This is a genomic window from Pseudomonas sp. RL, from assembly GCF_000647775.1.
In the GTDB taxonomy this organism is placed as follows: Bacteria; Pseudomonadota; Gammaproteobacteria; order Pseudomonadales; family Pseudomonadaceae; genus Serpens; species Serpens flexibilis.
The window spans coordinates 37,257-54,530 of the sequence record NZ_JBOY01000046.1 but is presented as its reverse complement, the minus strand read 5'-3'; the positions used below and the strand labels follow the sequence as shown (position 1 = coordinate 54,530).

General features: G+C 66.4%; 15 protein-coding genes. 4 read left to right on the top strand and 11 right to left on the bottom strand.

Annotated features, from left to right (window positions below; genetic code table 11):
* Positions 1–4 precede the first annotated feature (4 nt).
* The 10 genes from tssG to AS93_RS0108525 form a co-directional block, all read right to left on the bottom strand.
* Entirely contained in the window at positions 5–1,003 is a 999-nt protein-coding gene (gene tssG / locus AS93_RS0108570; protein WP_027590236.1) for a type VI secretion system baseplate subunit TssG, read from the bottom strand.
* Positions 967–2,751, bottom strand: a complete 1,785-nt coding sequence (gene tssF / locus AS93_RS0108565) for a type VI secretion system baseplate subunit TssF (RefSeq protein ID WP_027590235.1) — start codon at positions 2,749–2,751, stop codon at positions 967–969. Before tssF ends, tssG begins: the two co-directional genes overlap by 37 nt.
* A 13-nt stretch (positions 2,752–2,764) precedes the next feature.
* Positions 2,765–3,037: a PAAR domain-containing protein gene (locus AS93_RS18990; RefSeq protein WP_037008747.1), complete on the bottom strand. Its 273-nt coding sequence runs from the start codon at positions 3,035–3,037 to the stop codon at positions 2,765–2,767.
* A 14-nt stretch (positions 3,038–3,051) separates the two neighbouring features.
* Positions 3,052–3,462 (bottom strand): type VI secretion system baseplate subunit TssE, encoded by a 411-nt coding sequence (gene tssE, locus AS93_RS0108555; protein ID WP_027590234.1) that lies wholly within the window; start codon positions 3,460–3,462, stop codon positions 3,052–3,054.
* 3 nt (positions 3,463–3,465) lie between these two features.
* Positions 3,466–4,944 (bottom strand): type VI secretion system contractile sheath large subunit, encoded by a 1,479-nt coding sequence (gene tssC, locus AS93_RS0108550; protein WP_027590233.1) that lies wholly within the window; start codon positions 4,942–4,944, stop codon positions 3,466–3,468.
* A gap of 22 nt (positions 4,945–4,966) precedes the next feature.
* Positions 4,967–5,452, bottom strand: coding sequence for a type VI secretion system contractile sheath small subunit (gene tssB, locus AS93_RS0108545; protein ID WP_027590232.1), 486 nt, complete (start codon positions 5,450–5,452; stop codon positions 4,967–4,969).
* Between the two features lie 16 nt (positions 5,453–5,468).
* A complete protein-coding gene (tssA, locus tag AS93_RS0108540) occupies positions 5,469–6,977 on the bottom strand; it encodes a type VI secretion system protein TssA (RefSeq protein WP_027590231.1) in 1,509 nt (502 codons plus the stop codon).
* Positions 6,978–7,249: 272 nt separating this feature from the next.
* Positions 7,250–8,146: a D-hexose-6-phosphate mutarotase gene (locus AS93_RS0108535; RefSeq protein WP_027590230.1), complete on the bottom strand. Its 897-nt coding sequence runs from the start codon at positions 8,144–8,146 to the stop codon at positions 7,250–7,252.
* 91 nt (positions 8,147–8,237) lie between these two features.
* A complete protein-coding gene (locus AS93_RS0108530; RefSeq protein WP_027590229.1) occupies positions 8,238–9,614 on the bottom strand; it encodes a TRAP transporter large permease subunit in 1,377 nt (458 codons plus the stop codon).
* Positions 9,607–10,161, bottom strand: coding sequence for a TRAP transporter small permease subunit (locus AS93_RS0108525; protein ID WP_027590228.1), 555 nt, complete (start codon positions 10,159–10,161; stop codon positions 9,607–9,609). The genes AS93_RS0108530 and AS93_RS0108525 overlap by 8 nt, the downstream gene beginning before the upstream one ends.
* A gap of 195 nt (positions 10,162–10,356) precedes the next feature.
* Between AS93_RS0108525 and AS93_RS0108520 the strand changes: the two genes are divergently transcribed.
* On the top strand, positions 10,357–11,454 hold the full coding sequence (locus tag AS93_RS0108520; RefSeq protein ID WP_027590227.1) for a TRAP transporter substrate-binding protein: 1,098 nt from the start codon (positions 10,357–10,359) through the stop codon (positions 11,452–11,454).
* Positions 11,455–11,570: 116 nt separating this feature from the next.
* Here the strand turns inward: AS93_RS0108520 and AS93_RS0108515 are convergent, their stop codons facing one another.
* On the bottom strand, positions 11,571–11,969 hold the full coding sequence (locus AS93_RS0108515) for an acyl-CoA thioesterase (RefSeq protein WP_027590226.1): 399 nt from the start codon (positions 11,967–11,969) through the stop codon (positions 11,571–11,573).
* Between the two features lie 171 nt (positions 11,970–12,140).
* Between AS93_RS0108515 and AS93_RS0108510 the strand changes: the two genes are divergently transcribed.
* The 3 genes from AS93_RS0108510 (at position 12,141) to pstA (ending at position 17,243) form a co-directional block, all read left to right on the top strand.
* Positions 12,141–13,109 (top strand): phosphate ABC transporter substrate-binding protein PstS, encoded by a 969-nt coding sequence (locus AS93_RS0108510; protein WP_027590225.1) that lies wholly within the window; start codon positions 12,141–12,143, stop codon positions 13,107–13,109.
* A gap of 153 nt (positions 13,110–13,262) precedes the next feature.
* Positions 13,263–15,545, top strand: a complete 2,283-nt coding sequence (locus AS93_RS0108505) for an ABC transporter permease subunit (protein WP_027590224.1) — start codon at positions 13,263–13,265, stop codon at positions 15,543–15,545.
* 9 nt (positions 15,546–15,554) lie between these two features.
* Positions 15,555–17,243 carry a phosphate ABC transporter permease PstA gene (gene pstA, locus AS93_RS0108500; protein WP_162172921.1) on the top strand — a complete coding sequence of 563 codons (1,689 nt, stop codon included), beginning with the start codon at positions 15,555–15,557 and terminating at the stop codon, positions 17,241–17,243.
* Positions 17,244–17,274 lie beyond the last annotated feature (31 nt).

Genomic DNA, 17,274 nt, shown 5'->3' with positions numbered 1-17,274 from the left:
CTCTCTATCCTTGAGCAGGGCTTAGGGTCACTTCAGCGGCGGAGCGGGGCTGGCCGAGCCAGCTGGTCCAGCCGAGGCGGCAGGGGTTGTGGGCGCCCAGGCCGAGTGCCGGACGGTGGTCTGTCTGCAGTTCCAGGCGGATGTCGTAATCCAGCGGGTCGCGCAGGGTGAAGCGCACCAGCGCCAGCAACGGCGCGTAGTGCGGGCCGTTGGGCAGGAATTCGTGGAAGCGTTCCCAGGACAGCTGGCGCACATGAATGCGGAACTTGCCGCTGCGGTCGCGCACCGAGTCGCCCAGCACCAGGTCGCTGCCCAGCCGGCTGTTGGCCTGGCCCAGGCGGCTCTGCTGCTCGGCCAGGATGCTCACCCGGCGCTCCAGGCACTGCTCGATGTGCACCGCCGGATGCTTGAAGTAGTAACGCAGTACCGACTCGATCAGCGCCGCCGAATGGGCGCGCAGGCTGAGCAGGCCCAGGTAGGGCAGCAGGCGTTTCCAGTTCAGCGCGGCGCTGGCGCGGATCGGCTCGCCGCCCAGGCCGATCAGCGCGAACAGCCGGGCGGAGAAGGGGTCCGTGGCGCCGGGGCGAAAGCGCGCGTGGTAGCGGTACTTCTCCCAGATCGGCAGCAGCAGCCGGTACAGGCGCTCGTTGAACAGGTCGAGGAAGTCGCGGGTCGGGTTGTCCTCGCCCAGCGCCTGTTCCGCGTAGAAGGCCGGCAGCGGCGAGCCGCTGCCGAACAGCCCCGGCAGGTTCACCTGCAGGCGCGCGCGCAGCTCGCCGTGTTCCTCGAAGAACTGCACCTGTTCGATGTCGGCGCCCGGAAAGCCCAGGCTGGGATTGGCCTGGAATTCAAGGCGCTGGTACAGACCGTCCTCGTCCAGCTGCGGATGCTGTTCACGCAGCCGTTCCAGCACCAGGCGCACAGCCTGGTAGAGGCTGTACTCGCGGATGCCACGGCTGAGCGCGGTCACAGCAATGGCTGCTGACCCATGCGCGGCGTCCATTGATACACCTCTCCCTGTGTGCTCTGCACGCGCAGCTCGTGGTACGAGTTGAGGCTGGTGTACAGGGCAAAGAATTCGTTGAGCACGGAGGCGAAGAGGAACAGCTCCCCCTCGCCGAGAAAGCCGTCAGCATCGAGCGTCAGCTCGGTGCGCACGCCGCGCACCGGCAGGCCGCGCAGCAGGCGGTCGACGTGCTGGTGGCGGATCTGCTTGAGTCCTTCCAGGCGGCGCTGGCTGACCCGCGCGGCGTGCTGGTCGTAATGGCGCGGCAGGTCGTAGGTGTCCAGGATCACCCGCAGCGCCTGCACGTCGGCCAGCGACAGGTAGTTGAGCGACAGGTTGGAAATCAGCTTCCACAGGTAGTCGCCCTGCAGTGGCGGTGCGTAGCAGGGCGTCACCGCGCCGATGTTGCGGAAGGTGAGAAACTGCGGCGTGCCTTCGCTGGGCAGGCAGATGTCGCCCGGCGCCAGCTCGCGCGGCAGGTCCTGGTTGGTGCAGGTCAGCTCGACGGACAGCGTCTCGTGGCGGTCCAGCCGGCGCGGGCTGAAGGCCAGCCAGGTTTCCAGACCGTCGCCCACCGGCGAGGGCTGCTGGCGCACGCTGTACCAGGGCCGCGCCGTCGGACTGTCGAAGCTGGCGTCGTGCTCGAAGGACTCGAACGGCACGTAGTCCTCGTAACCCATGCCGCCGGGTTTCCAGCCGGTGACCCGCTCCACGGCGAACACCCCGCAGTGCTTGGCGGCGAACTCGGCGGGGCGCAGCAGGTAGCGGTCCTGGCGGCCGTCCAGGCGGATCGGCATGGCGTCGTGGGCGAACAGGTTGACCACCGGCGTGCAGTACAGGCGCACGTTGTCCAGGCTCGGCCGGATGCGCTGCACGCCGGTCTTCTGGATATCGAAGCCGAGCAGCAGGCCGCGCGTGCGCTGGCGGGTCTCCTCGGGCAACTGGGCCAGGCGCTCGAGCCCGCCCACGTCGACGAACAGGAACTTGTCCGCAAAGGCGAAGAACTCCTGCAGGTGGCGGTAGCCGCGGAAGCTGTTGAGCGGGTAGGGCACCAGCGCCTCGTCCTCGCCGAAACCGGCCGGCTGCACGGCGTCGGTGTCCAGACGCACAGGCGGCAGCGGCTCGCCTTGCGCGTCCTGCAGCGGCTGCCCCTGTTCATCCAGCAGCACAACGTCGAGGCCGCCCAAGTGGCGCAGCAGGCTCAGGTACAGCAACTGGCTGATGTAGCGTTCCCCGCTCAGGTGCAGGCGCAGGCGTTGCAGCGGCCATTCGCCCAGCTGGCCGGCGGTGAGGTCCAGACGCAGGTTGAGCCGCGCCCCCTGACCCTGGATGGCATAGTCGAGCCGGCTCAGGGCCAGCGGCAGCACCTCGATAGCCGCAGTGGTGCGAAAGCGACAGCTCACGCCGTGCAGCGGCCTGGACTCGACCGCCGTGCCAGCCGCCACCGGCTGGCTGGCGGCACGGCGCAGCGGATCGAACTGCAGCATGCTGAAGGCCGGCAGCGGACGCAGGTAGTTGGGCCAGAGCAGCTGCATCAGCGAATGGGTCAGCTCCGGCAACTCGTCGTCGAGCTTCTGGCGCAGCCGTCCGCCGAGGAAGGCAAAGCCCTCCAGCAGCCGCTCGACATCCGGGTCGCGGCCACTCTGCCCGAGGAACGGCGCCAGCGCCGGATTGCGCTCGGCAAAGCGCCTGCCGAGCTGGCGCAGGGCGGTGAGTTCGCTCTGGTAGTAGTGGTTGAAGGACATGGGCGTGGTCCGCTCAGCCGATGAGTACGGTGGGCGAGCCCGCCGTCACCGTATTGCCATGGCTGCCGATGGCGCCCTGCACGGCCGCCGGCTGCCCATTGATCAGTACGGTCGCCGAGCAGCCGGCCGCCAGCGTGGCGCCGCAACCCGTGGGATCGCCCAGGCGCGCGGCCGGCTGGCCGTCGAGCAGCACATCCGGCGAGCCGGCGCTGATCGGCGTGCTGCCGTGGCCCGGCAGCGGGCAGACGGTGGAGTCGCCCAGGCGGGCGGCGGGTTTGCCTGACATGTTGGTGTACTCCCTTACTCGACCTGCATCTGGCCGCTGCCTTCCAGGCTGGCGGCGAAGCGCACTTCGCGCTGCGCCCCGGCCACGTCCAGGCGCGCTTCGATGGCGAAGGCCAGGCGCTGCGGATCGCCGTGCCGGGGCAGGGCGACCACGCGCACCTGGCTCAGGCGCGGCTCGTAGGCGGCGATGAAGCGTTGTATGGCGATGCGCGCCTGCTGCAGGGTGTCGTGCAGCGACAGGCGCTGGTCGTTTAGATCCGGCAGGCCGTAGTCGGGCAGCGTCTGCACGCCGCCGGCGCGGGTGCTGAGCATCCGCGCCAGATGGGCCGCCACGGAATCCATGACGGCTTGTTCCTGGCTCCAGCCGTTGCGACGCCGGGCGCTTTCGCCGTCCAGGCGCTCGAACAGGCTGCCGTATCCCGACATCGCTTAGTCCTTGTCCAGCTTGCCGACCAGCGACAGGGTGAAATCGGCGCCCATGTACTTGAAGTGCGGCCGCACATTGAGCGTCACCCGGTACCAGCCCGGCTCGCCGGCCACCTCGTTGACCACCACCTGGGCGGCGCGCAGCGGACGGCGGCTGCGTACTTCCGGATTGGGGTTCTCCTGGTCGGCGATGTACTGGCGAATCCAGGTGTTCAGCTCGCGCTCCAGGTCGGAGCGCTCCTTCCAGGCGCCGATCTGCTCGCGCTGCAGCACCTTCAGGTAGTGGGCCAGGCGATTGACGATGAACAGGTAGGGCAACTGGGTGCCGAGCTTGTAGTTGAGTTCGGCCAGCCGGCCTTCCTCGCTGGTGCCGAAGAACTTGGGTTTCTGCACCGAGTTGGCGGAGAAGAACGCGGCGTTGTCGCTGCCCTTGCGCATGGTCAGGGCGATGAAGCCCTGTTCGGCCAGCTCGTACTCGCGGCGATCGGAAACCAGCACCTCGGTGGGAATCTTGGTCTCGATCTCGCCCATGCTCTCGAAGTGGTGCAGCGGCAGGTCATCCACCGCGCCGCCGTTCTGCGGGCCGATGATGTTCGGGCACCAGCGGTACCTGGCGAAGCTCTCGGTCAGGCGGGTGGCCATGGCGTAGGCGGTGTTGCCCCACAGATAGTGCTCGTGGCTACCGGCGACGTTCTCCTTGTAGACAAAGCTCTTCACCGGGTTTTCCTGGGGATCGTAGGGCGTGCGCAGCAGGAAGCGCGGCAGCGTCAGGCCCACGTAGCGGGCGTCCTCCTGCTCGCGGAAGCCCTGCCACTTGGCGAATTGCGGGCCTTCGAAGTGGTCCTGCAGGTCCTTCACGTCGGGCAGGCCGGTGAAGCGCTCCAGGCCGAAGAAGGCCGGACCGGCCGCCGCGATGAACGGCGCGTGGGCCATGCTGGCGACGCTGGCCACGTACTGCAGGGTCTTGATGTCCGGGGCGCTGGGGTCGAAGAAGTAGTTGGCGATCAGCGCACCGACCGGCTGGCCGCCGAACTGGCCGTACTCGGCGGTGTAGACGTGCTTGTACAGGCCGGACTGCACTACCTCGGGGCTGTCCTCGAAATCCTCCAGCAGGTCCTGCTTGGAGGCATTGAGGATCTCCAGCTTGATGTTCTCGCGGAAGTTGGTGCGCTCGACCAGCAGCAGCAGGCCGCGCCAGGCCGATTCCAGCGCCTGGAACTGCGGGTGGTGGAGGATCTCGTCGACCTGCTGGCTGAGGGTGGCGTCGATCTCGGCGATCATGCGATCGACCAGTGCCTTCTTCACCGGCTCGTTTTCGTTCTGCGGCTTGAGCAGTTCGGCGATGAAGGCGGACACGCCGCGCTTGGCGATGTCGTAGGCCTCGTCATCGGGGCTCAGACGAGTCTGCGCGATGATGCGGTCGAGAATGCCGCCATCGGCGGACGTGGCGCCGTCGCGGACGGCGGCTGCGGGAGTGGTCATCGTGTGGCTTCCTTGTCGGTGATCAGGCGTCCAGGCCCAGCTCGTTCAGTACGCGGTCGCGGGCGTCCGGATCGGCCAGCACGCTTTCGATGGCCTTGCGAAAGGCCGGCGCGTTGCCCAGCGGGCCCTTCAGGGCGACCAGCGCCTCGCGCAGGGCCATCAGCTTCTTCAGCTCCGGCACCTGCTCGACCAGGCTGGCCGGGTTGAAGTCCTTCATGGAGTCGATGCGCAGCTGCACGGCCAGATCGTCCTCCGCGCCTTCCTGCAGGCGGTTGGGTACGCTGAAGGTCAAGCTCAGCTCCTGCTTGGCCAGCACATCGTCGAAGCTCTGCTTGTCGATGCCGATCGGCTTGCGGTCCTCGAGCTTGCGGTCGTCCGCGCGCTGGGTGAAATCGCCCAGCACCAGCAGCTTGAGGGGCAGTTCCTGCTCCTCCTGGGCGCCGCCGGTGGCGGGCTTGAAGGTGACGTTGATGCGTTCCTTGGGGGCTACCGAGCCTTCCTTGGCCATGCGTTTCTCCTTGTTTTCAATTCAGTGCCGCGTCGAGGTCGAGGCGGCATAACCGGCGATACAGCTCTTCCTTGCGTTCGCGCAGGCCCTGCTGCTCGTAGCAGCCATGCAGCTGGCGGGTGATCGCCAGGGCCAGCTCGGGCTCCCAGTGCTCCAGGCCATGGGTGCGCAGATCCTGATCCAGGGCTTCGAGCAGTGCCCTGGCCAGTTCGTGGCGGCCGGCCTGACGGCACAGGCGCGCCTGGGCCAGTTCCCAGTAGGCCTGCTCGCGCAGGCCGCGTGCCGTCTGCTGACCAGTCCGCAGCCACTGCACGGCAGCCCTGAGTCCCTGGTCGTGCAGCAGGGTCTGCGCCTGCCGAAGGCCGGCTTCCCAGGGCGCATCAGTGGCGGTGACGGGCGGCTCGCTGGCTGCGGGCGCGCTCGACAGCACATGCGCGCCCATCCAGGCCAGGGCCGCGGGGCCGGCGAACGGCGTGCCGTCGTGGAAGCGCAGCGCCTCCAGGCCCGGCAGGCGGCGCAGGAGGGCTGCGAGTTCGCTTTCCAGCGCCTGCATGGCCGCCTTGGCGTTGAGTGACTGCAAGCACTGCCAGGCGAGGTACTGGCCATCCAGCCAGAAGGGTGCACGTGCCAGGCTGGTTTCCAGCTGGATCAGCAGCTCGGCATGGCGGCCCTGGTTGATAAGGTCCTGGAAGTGATTCAGCCGCTCCCCTGGCAGACCGCGTAGCGTGGTGACCTTGTCTTGGTTGCAGGGTGGCAGGGCCTCGATGGGCAGCCAGAGCAGACAGCGGGACAAGCGTAGGGCGCGTGAATCGGTCGGGTTGCGGCTCAGCCACCAGTCGCACAGCACGCGGGCCTGTTCCTGCAGGGTGCGCAGGGTTTTCTGGGCGTCCTTGTCGTTCTGCGGTGCCCTGCCGGGGCTGGCTGTGGGGGCGGCTGGCGTGACAGGTGTGGGCGCCGGGCTGGCGGGTGGGGCCTGCCGGCGCAGTTCCTGAAGCTGACGACGCAGCGGCAGCAGCGTGGGCGCCTGATCGCCCAGCCGTTCGGCCAGGCAATCGTCGAGCTGCCGCAGCAGGCCGTCCAGTTGCTCCGGCAGGGCGGGATCGACAGCCGCGTGCGGCTCGCCAAGGGCCTGTTCCAGGCGTGGCAGCAGCCAGCCCAGGGCCGCCAGACGGGTGCGCGGCTTGCCGGGAAACAAGCCATCCCATTGCTGGCTGCAGAGTTCCAGCACCAGGCCAAGGCCCGCGTTCAGGCCGTCAAGCGCGTGTAGCCGGTACAGCGCCCAGGTCAGCCAGGCGGCCACGCGCAAATCCTTGGAGTGTTCGCGCAGCAGCGTCTCGCAGCCGCTGCGCACCTGCTCCCAGTCGACTTCACCAGCGGCGTACAGGGCGCTGCTCTTGCCCAGTTCGCGTTCCAGCCGCTCATATTCCGGGGAATAACGGATATCCGTCCCGAAGGGATTTTCAGCCATGATGGGTATGCGAGCGAGATGCAAATAAGCATCCGCGCCAATGGGCAGGGGAGTCATTCCTTGACTTGCCTTTAATTGTCCAAAACAAACTTGGCTTAGTTGTGCAATTTCTTGCGCATAACAGGCGGGTGCCATGGAGCCCGCGAAGTTGGCGGGCATCCTAGGAAGAGATGTCGCACCGGGCAAGTTTGACGGAGAGAACCAGGTATCGTTTTGATCAATTGATTGGCCAGTGCACCTTCTATGGATAAGAGGGGTCTTGAAGTTGTTGTCTCTAATAAAAAATAAAGCCCGATAATTATCGGGCTTTATTAGAGTAATTATTCAAGTTAGTCGAGCGGACTTTCCCATAGACTCAAGCCGAGCGTATGTGCGCCTTGGGGGGGCAGCTCGATGCGATCCTCCAGCACGTTGGCCGTCTCGATGCACAGCATGCCGGTCCAGGCATCCTCGGCGAACTGCGATAAATATCGGCTTTTTCCTATCCACGGGTTCCACACCACCGCCGAGTGTGATCCGCTGCTCAGCAGGTGAATGCGACGCTGCCACCGGGGATCGCGAATGCTGAGCTGCGAGGGGACCCCCAGGTAGATGCGGTCGGTCTCCCCGTTGAAGGTCACTGGGCCCTGCTGCAGACGTGCCTGCCAGTCTTCCAGGGTTTCGATGTAGCGGCAGCCATGCAGGCCTTCCACCTGAACCTGGTGGATATCGCTGACCGCGAAGTAGCTGTGCAGCGCCTGGCTGACGAACAGGGGATGAGTGCCGTGATTGCGGCTGGTGAGCTGCAGGTGCAGGCGCTGATCGAGGCGGATCATCAGGCGCAGTTCCACGGCGTGCGGCCAGTCAGGCAGTGGCTGCTCGCGGCTGTCGAAGACGAACTCGATGCTGACCGTGTCGTCGTCCTGGCGGATGTCCTCCAGGCGCCAGTCGAGGGTGCGCACCAGACCGTGGGCTGGCGCGGAGCGGCCGCGATATTGCGCCTGGATCTCTTCAGGGTTGCGCTCCAGCGCGCCGAACCAGGGCCAGCACACCGGCACGCCGCCGCGCAGGCCCTGGCCGCGCCGGTATTCCGCCTGCTCGCTGAGCCAGATCAGCGGCGGCGCGTCATCGCGTTGGTAACTGAGCAGCTGCGCACCCTGCTCGGCGATCAGCAACTGTGCGCCCCGGTGGCGGATGCGCCAGCAGGCCAGCTCGCCAATCTGCTGATGTTCGATCTGTGCGGCCATGGCAAATCCTCTGGGGGCGGGGGTGGAACAGGATGGTTCCACAAAGCAAAACGCCCGTCGAGGACGGGCGTTTTGTGTGGCAGGCGCCTTTTTACGGGCCGTACACGGTTTCCGGCAGCCAGGTGATCAGCTGCGGCCATATGTAGGCGATCACCAGCATCGCCAGCTGTATGAAGATGAAGGGGATCACGCCCCTGTACATGGTCATGGTGGTCACCGAGGCGGGGGTCACGCTGCGCAGGTAGAACAGCGAGAAGCCGAACGGCGGGGTGAGGAACGAGGTCTGCAGGTTGATGGCGATCATCACGCCCAACCAGACCGGGTCCAGCCCCATGGCCAGCAGGATCGGGCCGACAATCGGCACCACCACGAAGCAGATCTCGATGTAGTCGAGGATGAAGCCGAGGATGAAGATCACCAGCATCACCAGGAAGAAGGCGCCCATCACGCCGCCCGGCAGGTTATGGAGGACCTCCTCGATCACCGCCTCGCCGCCGAAGCCGCGGAACACCAGGGAGAACAGCGAGGCGCCGATGAGGATCAGGAACACCATCGCGGAGATCGAGGTGGTGCTGAAGGTGACGTCCTTGAGCTGCTGCAGGTTCAGCTTGCGCTTGCTCAGCGCCAGCAGGGTGGCGCCCACAGCGCCCACGGCGGCAGCCTCGGTGGGCGTGGCGAAGCCCATCAGGATAGAACCCAGCACCAGGCCGATCAGCAGCAGCGGCGGCAGCAAGGCGCCGAGCAGCTTGCCCCAGTTCACCGTGCCCAGCTCTTCCTGAGGCATGGGCGGCAGCTTGGCCGGCTTGATGATCGCCATGACGACCAGGTACAGGACGTACAGGCCGATCAGCACCAGACCAGGGATCAGCGCGCCCATGAACAGGTCGCCCACCGACACGGTCTTCGGCGAGAAGATGCCCATCTTCAGCTGCGCCTGCTGATAGGCGCTGGACATCACGTCGCCCAACAGTACCAGCACGATGGAGGGCGGCACGATCTGGCCGAGGGTGCCGGTGGCCGCCAGGGTTCCGGTGGAGATCGCCGGATCGTAGCCACGGCGCAGCATGGTCGGCAGGGCCAGCAGGCCGAGGGTGACCACGGTGGCGCCGACGATGCCGGTGGAGGCCGCCAGCAGCGCGCCAACCAGGCAAACGGAGATCGCCAGACCGCCCGGCTTGGCGCCGAACAGGCGGGTCATGGACTCCAGCAGGTCATCGGCGATGCGCGACTTCTCCAGCATCACGCCCATGAACACGAACAGCGGCACGGCCAGCATGGTCTGGTTGTTCATGATGCCGAAGATGCGGTTTGGCAGCGCCGACAGGTAGCTGCCATCGAACGCGCCGATCATTACGCCGATACCGGCGAACAGCAGCGAGACGCCGCCCAGCACGAAGGCGACCGGGAAGCCGGTCATCAGGAAAACACAGATGCCCAGGAACAGCAGAAGGGCCATCGTCTCAGCCATGCTGCACCTCGGCTTGGGCTTCGAAGGGGAGGCGGCCGGCCAGACGGTAGGCGCCCTTGATCAGGTTGGAGATCGCCTGCAGCAGCAGGCTGATGACCAGCACCAGGATGATGCTCTTCTGCAGGTAAACGAACGGCAGGCCACCGGCTTCCGGCGAGCCCTCGAGGCTTGCCCAGGCGGCGCCGACGTAGCTCCAGCTCAGCCAGAGCAGGAAACCGCAGGTGGGCAGCAGCAGCACCAGGGTGCCGAACATATTGACCACTTCCTTGGTGCGCGTCGAAAAGCGCTGGTAGAGGATGTCTACCCGCACATGCGCGCCCTGTTGCAGCGCCCAGGCGGCGGCACCCATGAAGACCAGGGCATGGCCATACATCACCGCTTCCTGCAGGCCAGTGGCGCCGATGCCGAAGCCGTAACGCAGAATCACGACAACGGCGGTACCAACCACCAGGAAAACCGGTAACCAGGCACAGATGCGACCCAGCCAGGCGTTTATCGAATCGATAAGGCACGCGAAGGCCACGAGCGGGGGTGTTTTTGCGGACATGGCGAGTCCTTTATAGGAATGAAAAGCAGGCGGGGCGCGATTCTAGGCCTCGTGGTCGGCCAGGGGCAACGGCGGCGCGACTTTGGTCGCAGTGACGAAGCTGGAAACAAGGCGGCAGCCTATGCTAGTCGGGTCATAAAGCGCCTCGACGACTCGCCCCTCGCGATAGACATAACAACAACAAGGAGTTACTCCATGAAACGTCGTGACATTCTTGCCGCCGCCGGTGTTGGTCTGGCGGCCACCGCCCTGGCCGGATGCAAGCAGGAAACCGCGCCCGCCAGCACCGGCGAAACCACCCAACAGCAGCGTTTCAACTGGAAGATGGTCACCTCCTGGCCGAAGAACTTCCCCGGTGTGGGGGTGGGGGCGGAGCGCTTCGCCCAACTGGTCAACGAGATGAGCAATGGCCGGCTGACCATCAAGGTCTACGCCGCCGGCGAGCTGGTGCCGGCCATGGAAGTGTTCGACGCGGTCTCCCGCGGCACCGCCGAAATGGGCCATGGCGCGCCCTATTACTGGAAGGGCAAGGTCCCGGCCGCCCAGTTCTTCTGCGCCCTGCCGTTCGGTCCGAATGCCCAGGAAATGAACGCCTGGCTGCACCGTGGCGGCGGCATGCAGCTTTGGGAAGAAGTCTACAAGCCGTTCGGCATCCTGCCGCTGGCCTGTGGCGCCACCGGGGTGCAGACCGCCGGCTGGTTCAACAAGGAAATCAACAGCGTCGACGACTTCAAGGGCCTGAAGATGCGTACCCCCGGCCTGGGCGGCGAAGTGCTGACGCGCATGGGCGGCACCGTGGTCAACCTGCCGGCCGGCGAGATCTTCACCGCCCTGCAGACCGGCGCCATCGACGCCACCGAGTGGATCGGCCCGTACAACGACCTGGCCCTGGGCCTGCACAAGGCGGCCAAGTACTACTACACCCCCGGCTGGCAGGAGCCCAACGTCACCTTCGAGCTGGACATCAACCTCAAGGCCTGGGAAACCCTGCCGGCCGATCTGCAGGCCATCGTCCGCGCAGCCGCCCGCGATGTGAACGGCGACATGCTGGATGACTACAACGCCAAGAACATGGAAGCGCTGGAGCAACTGCGCGAGCAGGGTGTGGAAGTGCGCGAGCTGCCCGAAGCGGTGCTGGCGCGCCTGAAGGAAGTTGCTGCCCAGGCGGTGGAAGATTCCGCCGCTGCCGACCCCGCCGCGGCGAAGGTCTGGGCGCAGCAGAAGGCCTACATGGAACGCCTGTACGCCTACGCCGAGCTGAACGAGAAGAAGGTCTACAACATGCGTGGCTGACGCCGGCGCCGGTAACAAAACGCCAGCCCTCGGGCTGGCGTTCTGGTATGTGCCGCACAGAAACCTGTAGGAGCGACTTCAGTCGCGAGTTTCTGGGTGGACCCGCACGAAAGGCGTCAGCGGCTCGCCGGAATCGCCCGGGTACGGCGGCTGTCATCGATGGCCACGAACACGAACACTGCCTCGGTCACCTTGCGCCACTCCTCGGACTGCGGATCGTCGCTCCACACTTCGACCAGTATGCGTACCGAGCTGCGGCCGATGTGCTGCGTCTGCGTATAGAAGGACAATTGCGCGCCGACCACCACGGGGGTCATGAACGCCATGCGGTCGATGGACACCGTGGCTACGCGCCCGCCGGCCAGGCGGCTGGCCATTGCCGTGCCGGCCAGGTCCATCTGTGCGACCAGCCAGCCGCCGTAGATGTCACCGAAGCCGTTGGTGTCGCGGGGCAGGGCGGTGATCTGCATGGCCAGGTCGCCCTGGGGGGTGGGGTCGAATTCTTCGTTCGTCATGGCGGGCTCAGGCGCGGGATGGGCGTGCCGCGCAGTATACCGGCCGGAGTAGCGCGGCGAAGCGGCATGCGTCATGGTCATCCAACTGTCACATGCGCTTCATAGACTTGTCATGGGGCCTGCCAATACTGGCCACCGTTGCACATCACACCCTCAGTCCAGGAGCAAGGAATGAAAGTGAAGCGTTTGATGGCGGCCATGGGCCTGGCCGCAGTGAGCGTCGCCTCGACCGGCGCACTGGCGGCTGTCGATCCGGCACTGCCGAGCTATACCAAGACCTCCGGCGTGTCCGGCAACCTGTCCAGCGTCGGTTCCGACTCGCTGGCCAACCTGATGACCCTCTGGGCGGAAGAGTTCAAGCGCAACTACCCGAACGTCAACATACAGATCCAGGCCGCCGGTTCCTCCACCGCACCGCCGGCGCTGACCGAGGGCACCGCCAACATCGGCCCGATGAGCCGCCCGATGAAGGACAGCGAAAAGCAGGCCTTCGAGCAGAAGTACGGCTACAAGCCGGTCGAGATCCCGGTCGCCATCGACGCCCTGGCCGTATTCGTCCACAAGGACAACCCGATCAAGAGCCTGGACATCGCCCAGGTCGACGCCATCTTCTCCAGTACCCGCCTGTGCGGTGGCGAGCAGGACATCAAGACCTGGGGCCAGCTGGGCCTGACCGGCGAGTGGGCCAACAAGCCGATCCAGCTGTTCGGTCGCAACTCGGTGTCCGGCACCTACGGCTACTTCAAGGAAGTGGCGCTGTGCAAGGGTGACTTCAAGCCGAACGTCAACGAGCAGCCGGGCTCCGCCTCGGTGGTGCAGTCGATCTCCAGCACCCTGAACGCCATCGGCTACTCGGGCATCGGCTACAAGACCTCCAGCGTGCGCGCCGTGCCGCTGTCCAAGAAGGGTGGCGAAGCCTTCGAAGCCTCGGAAGCCAACGCCCTGGCCGGCAAGTTCCCGCTGGCGCGCTTCTTCTACGTCTACATCAACAAGGACCCGAACAAGGCGCTGTCGCCGCTGGAGGCCGAATTCCTCAAGCTGGTGCTGAGCAAGCAGGGTCAGGACGTGGTGGTCAAGGACGGCTACATCCCGCTGCCCAAGAAGGTGGTCGACAAGGCGCTGAAGGACCTGGGCCTGTAAGCCTCGATCCTCCCCTCGTCCAGCGACCCGCGCCCCGGCGCGGGTCGTTGCGTTTCAGCCACGTGTCCGCGCGTCACGCGGCTGTAATCTTTCTGTCACACGGCGGTTTTAAAGTGCGCTCGGGCCCCTCCGAGCCGGCCCCGGATGTAATTCATGAACGATATGGCTGAACACGACATGAGCGCTTCTTCCCGGGCGCCGGGGCTGGACTTCGATACGCCGGCCCTCAAGCGCAAGCGGCGCGTGCGCGCCCTCAAGGATCGCCTGGCCCGCTGGTACGTCTCCATCGGTGGCCTGGCGGTGCTGGGTGCGATCACCCTGATCTTCTTCTACCTGGCCCACGTGGTGCTGCCGATCTTCCAGGGCGCCGAACTGGGCGCCACGCAGGAACAGCGCCCGGGCTGGCTGGCCGAGCGTCAGCCGCCCCTGCTGCTGGCCATCGAGGAACAGAACCAGGTCGCCATGCGTCTGGACGCCAGTGGCCAGGTGCAATTCGTGGATGTGCACGCGGGTACGCTGCTCAGCGAAACGCGCCTGGCGCTGCCGGAAGGCCGGCGCATCGTCGCGCTGGGTGAAGACACCCCCGGCAGCCGCCGCTTCGTGGTCGGCCTGGACGATGGCAGCGCCCTGGTCGCGCAGCACGAATACCGGCTCAGCTACCCCGGCGGCGTGAAGACCATCAGCCCGGAGCTGATCTACCCGTTCGGCACCGAGCCCATTGCACTGGACACCCAGGGCCGCGCCCTGGAAAAGCTGGCCATCAGCGTCAACGGCGCCAGCCTGCAGCTGGCGGCGGTCGCCGGTGGCGAGCTGAGCACCCTGCGCCTGGAGCGCGAAGAGAACCTGTTCACCGGCGAGGTGAGCCTCAGCGAGCAGCGCTACAAGCTGCCGGCGCTGGGCGAACCGATCGTGGCCCTGCAGCTGGAGCCCCGCCAGCAGTGGTTGTATGCCTTCGGCGAGCGCGCCGAGGTGCAGGTCTTCGACCTGCGTCGCCAGGTGCTCAACGGCCGCTACAAGCTGGCCGGCGGCAACGCCCGCATCACCGCCGTGAGCCCGTTGCTTGGCGGCATCTCGCTGATGGTCGGTGACTCCAGCGGCGGCATCGGCCAGTGGTTCATGGTGCGCGATGCCGATGGCCGCCACGAGCTGAAGAATGTGCGCAACTTCCGCCTGGGCGATGCGCCGATCCGCCAGATCCTCCCGGAAGAGCGCCGCAAGGGCTTCCTGGCCCTGGACGATGCCGGTCGCCTGGGCATCTTCCACAGCACCGCGCACCGCACCCTGCTGGTCGAAGCGGTGAGCGACGGTGCGGCCGTGGGCGCGCTGTCACCGCGCGCCGACCGCCTGCTGGTCGAACGTGACGGTCTGCTGCGCAGCGTGGCAGTCGACAACCCGCACCCGGAAATCTCCTGGAGCGCGCTGTGGGGCAAGGTCTGGTACGAAAGCTACGACGAGCCGAAGCACGTCTGGCAGTCCACCTCGGCCAACACCGACTTCGAGCCCAAGCTGAGCCTGGCGCCGCTGGCCTTCGGCACCCTCAAGGCGGCCTTCTACGCCATGCTGCTGGCCGCGCCGCTGGCCATCTGCGCCGCCATCTACACCGCCTACTTCATGGCCCCGACCCTGCGCCGCAAGGTCAAGCCGGTGATCGAGCTGATGGAGGCGCTGCCCACGGTGATCCTCGGCTTCTTCGCCGGCCTGTTCCTGGCGCCGTACGTGGAAGGCCACCTGCCGGGCATCTTCAGCCTGCTGCTGCTGATGCCGGTGGGCATCATCGGCGCGGCCTGGCTGTGGAGCCGCCTGCCGGAAAGCATCCGCCTGCGCGTGCCGGACGGCTGGGAAGCGGCGCTGCTGGTGCCGGTGGTGATCGGCGTCGGCGCCTTCTCGCTGGGCATCAGCGGCAACCTGGAGAACTGGTTCTTCGGCGGCGACATGCGTCTGTGGCTGTCCAACGAGCTGGGCATCCCGTTCGATCAGCGCAACGCGCTGGTGGTCGGCCTGGCCATGGGCTTCGCGGTGATCCCCAACATCTACTCGATCGCCGAGGACGCCGTGTTCAGCGTGCCCAAGAGCCTCACCTACGGCTCGCTGGCCCTGGGCGCCACGCCCTGGCAGACGCTGACCCGCGTGGTGATCCTCACCGCCAGCCCGGGCATCTTCTCGGCGCTGATGATCGGCATGGGCCGCGCGGTGGGCGAGACCATGATCGTGCTGATGGCCACCGGCAACACGCCGATCATGGAAATGAACATCTTCGAGGGCCTGCGCACCCTGGCCGCCAACGTGGCAGTGGAAATGCCCGAGTCCGAGGTGGGCAGTACCCACTACCGCGTGCTGTTCCTCGCCGCCATGGTGCTGCTGCTGTTCACCTTCGTGATGAACACCCTGGCCGAACTGATCCGCCAGCGCCTGCGCGGCAAGTATGCGTCGCTGTAAGGGGGCGCCATGAAAGGTTCCGATACCGTGAAACAGCAAAACCTGAAAACCTGGTTCAAGAGCGGCACCCCCTGGGTGTGGCTGAACGCCGGTGCGGTGTCCATCGCCGTCATCATGACCCTCGGCCTGCTGGCGGTGATCGCCAGCCGCGGCCTGGCGCACTTCTGGCCGGCCGATGTGATCGTCGCCGACTACCAGGTGCCCGGCCAGGCGACGCGCCTGCTTGCCGGCGAAGTGGTGGAAATGGAAGAGGTGCCGCGCGCCCGCCTGGCGGCCAGCGGCCTGCCGGTGAACGCCGAGGGCGGCGAGTTCATGACCCGCGAACTGCTCAAGGTGGGCAACCGCGAGGTCTACGGCGCCGACTTCAGTTGGGTGGTCGGTGAATGGCTGAGCAACATCCGCACGCCCGCCGAGCTGGTGGCCATCGAGCGCCGCGAATGGGGCAACTTCTACGGCTTCCTGGTCAACGTGAAGGAAGAGGGACGTCTGGTCGCCGAAGGCGACGCCGCCTGGCCTGAGCTGCAGCGACGCCTGCAGCGGGTCGATGCGCTGCACGGCGAAATCAAGGATGTCGAGAAGCACCAGATCGGCCGCATCAACCATGGTCTGGAACGCCTGCGCCTGAAGACCCGCAAGCTGGAACTGGAAGGTCGCCTGGACGCCGCCGCACAGGCCGATCTGGCCGCCGAGAAGGCTCAGTGGGATGCCGAGTACCAGGTGCTGGAAGCGCGCCTGGGCGAGCTCTACCAGGCGTTCAACCGTGACAGCATCCGCGTGCGCACCGCCGATGGCCAGGAACTGGACATCAGCCTCGGCAAGGTGGTGCGCGCCTACCAGCCCAACGGCATGAGCCAGCTGGAGAAGATCGGCCACTACTTCGCCAAGCTCTGGGAGTTCGTCAGCGACGAACCGCGCGAGGCGAACACCGAAGGCGGCATCTTCCCGGCCATCTTCGGCACCGTGCTGATGACCCTGATCATGGCGGTGATCGTCACCCCGTTCGGCGTGCTGGCGGCGGTGTACCTGCGCGAATACGCCAGGCAGGGCGTGCTGACCCGGGTGATCCGCATCGCGGTGAACAACCTGGCCGGCGTGCCCTCGATCGTCTACGGCGTGTTCGGCCTGGGCTTCTTCGTCTACGTGCTGGGCGGCTCGCTGGACCGGCTGTTCTTCCCGGAATCCGCCCCGGCGCCGACCTTCGGCACCCCGGGCCTGCTGTGGGCCTCGCTGACCCTGGCGATCCTCACCCTGCCGGTGGTCATCGTGGCCACCGAGGAAGGCCTGGCGCGCATTCCGCGCGCGGTGCGCGAAGGTTCGCTGGCCCTGGGCGCCACCAAAGCCGAAACGCTGTGGAAGATCGTCCTGCCCATGGCCAGCCCGGCGATGATGACCGGCCTGATCCTCGCCGTGGCGCGCGCCGCTGGCGAAGTGGCGCCGCTGATGCTGGTCGGCGTGGTCAAGCTGGCGCCGTCGCTGCCGCTGGATGGCAACTACCCGTACCTGCACCTGGACCAGAAGATCATGCACCTGGGCTTCCACATCTACGACGTCGGCTTCCAGAGCCCGAACGTGGAAGCGGCGCGGCCGCTGGTCTACGCCACCGCGCTGCTGCTGGTGGTGGTGATTGCCACCCTGAACATGAGCGCGGTCTACATCCGCAACCACCTGCGCGAGAAGTACAAGGCGCTGGAACACTAATTCCGGAGGGCAGGCCGACGTCGGCCTGCCG

Coding starts and splice junctions, on each gene's coding strand:
- AS93_RS0108505 (WP_027590224.1), top strand. CDS start 13,263: ATGAACGATATGGCTGAACACGACATGAGCGCTTCTTCCCGGGCGCCG.
- tssF (WP_027590235.1), bottom strand. CDS start 2,751: ATGTCCTTCAACCACTACTACCAGAGCGAACTCACCGCCCTGCGCCAG.
- tssC (WP_027590233.1), bottom strand. CDS start 4,944: ATGACCACTCCCGCAGCCGCCGTCCGCGACGGCGCCACGTCCGCCGAT.
- tssG (WP_027590236.1), bottom strand. CDS start 1,003: ATGGACGCCGCGCATGGGTCAGCAGCCATTGCTGTGACCGCGCTCAGC.
- tssE (WP_027590234.1), bottom strand. CDS start 3,462: ATGTCGGGATACGGCAGCCTGTTCGAGCGCCTGGACGGCGAAAGCGCC.
- AS93_RS18990 (WP_037008747.1), bottom strand. CDS start 3,037: ATGTCAGGCAAACCCGCCGCCCGCCTGGGCGACTCCACCGTCTGCCCG.
- pstA (WP_162172921.1), top strand. CDS start 15,555: ATGAAAGGTTCCGATACCGTGAAACAGCAAAACCTGAAAACCTGGTTC.
- AS93_RS0108520 (WP_027590227.1), top strand. CDS start 10,357: ATGAAACGTCGTGACATTCTTGCCGCCGCCGGTGTTGGTCTGGCGGCC.
- AS93_RS0108535 (WP_027590230.1), bottom strand. CDS start 8,146: ATGGCCGCACAGATCGAACATCAGCAGATTGGCGAGCTGGCCTGCTGG.
- AS93_RS0108515 (WP_027590226.1), bottom strand. CDS start 11,969: ATGACGAACGAAGAATTCGACCCCACCCCCCAGGGCGACCTGGCCATG.
- AS93_RS0108525 (WP_027590228.1), bottom strand. CDS start 10,161: ATGTCCGCAAAAACACCCCCGCTCGTGGCCTTCGCGTGCCTTATCGAT.
- AS93_RS0108510 (WP_027590225.1), top strand. CDS start 12,141: ATGAAAGTGAAGCGTTTGATGGCGGCCATGGGCCTGGCCGCAGTGAGC.
- tssB (WP_027590232.1), bottom strand. CDS start 5,452: ATGGCCAAGGAAGGCTCGGTAGCCCCCAAGGAACGCATCAACGTCACC.
- AS93_RS0108530 (WP_027590229.1), bottom strand. CDS start 9,614: ATGGCTGAGACGATGGCCCTTCTGCTGTTCCTGGGCATCTGTGTTTTC.
- tssA (WP_027590231.1), bottom strand. CDS start 6,977: ATGACTCCCCTGCCCATTGGCGCGGATGCTTATTTGCATCTCGCTCGC.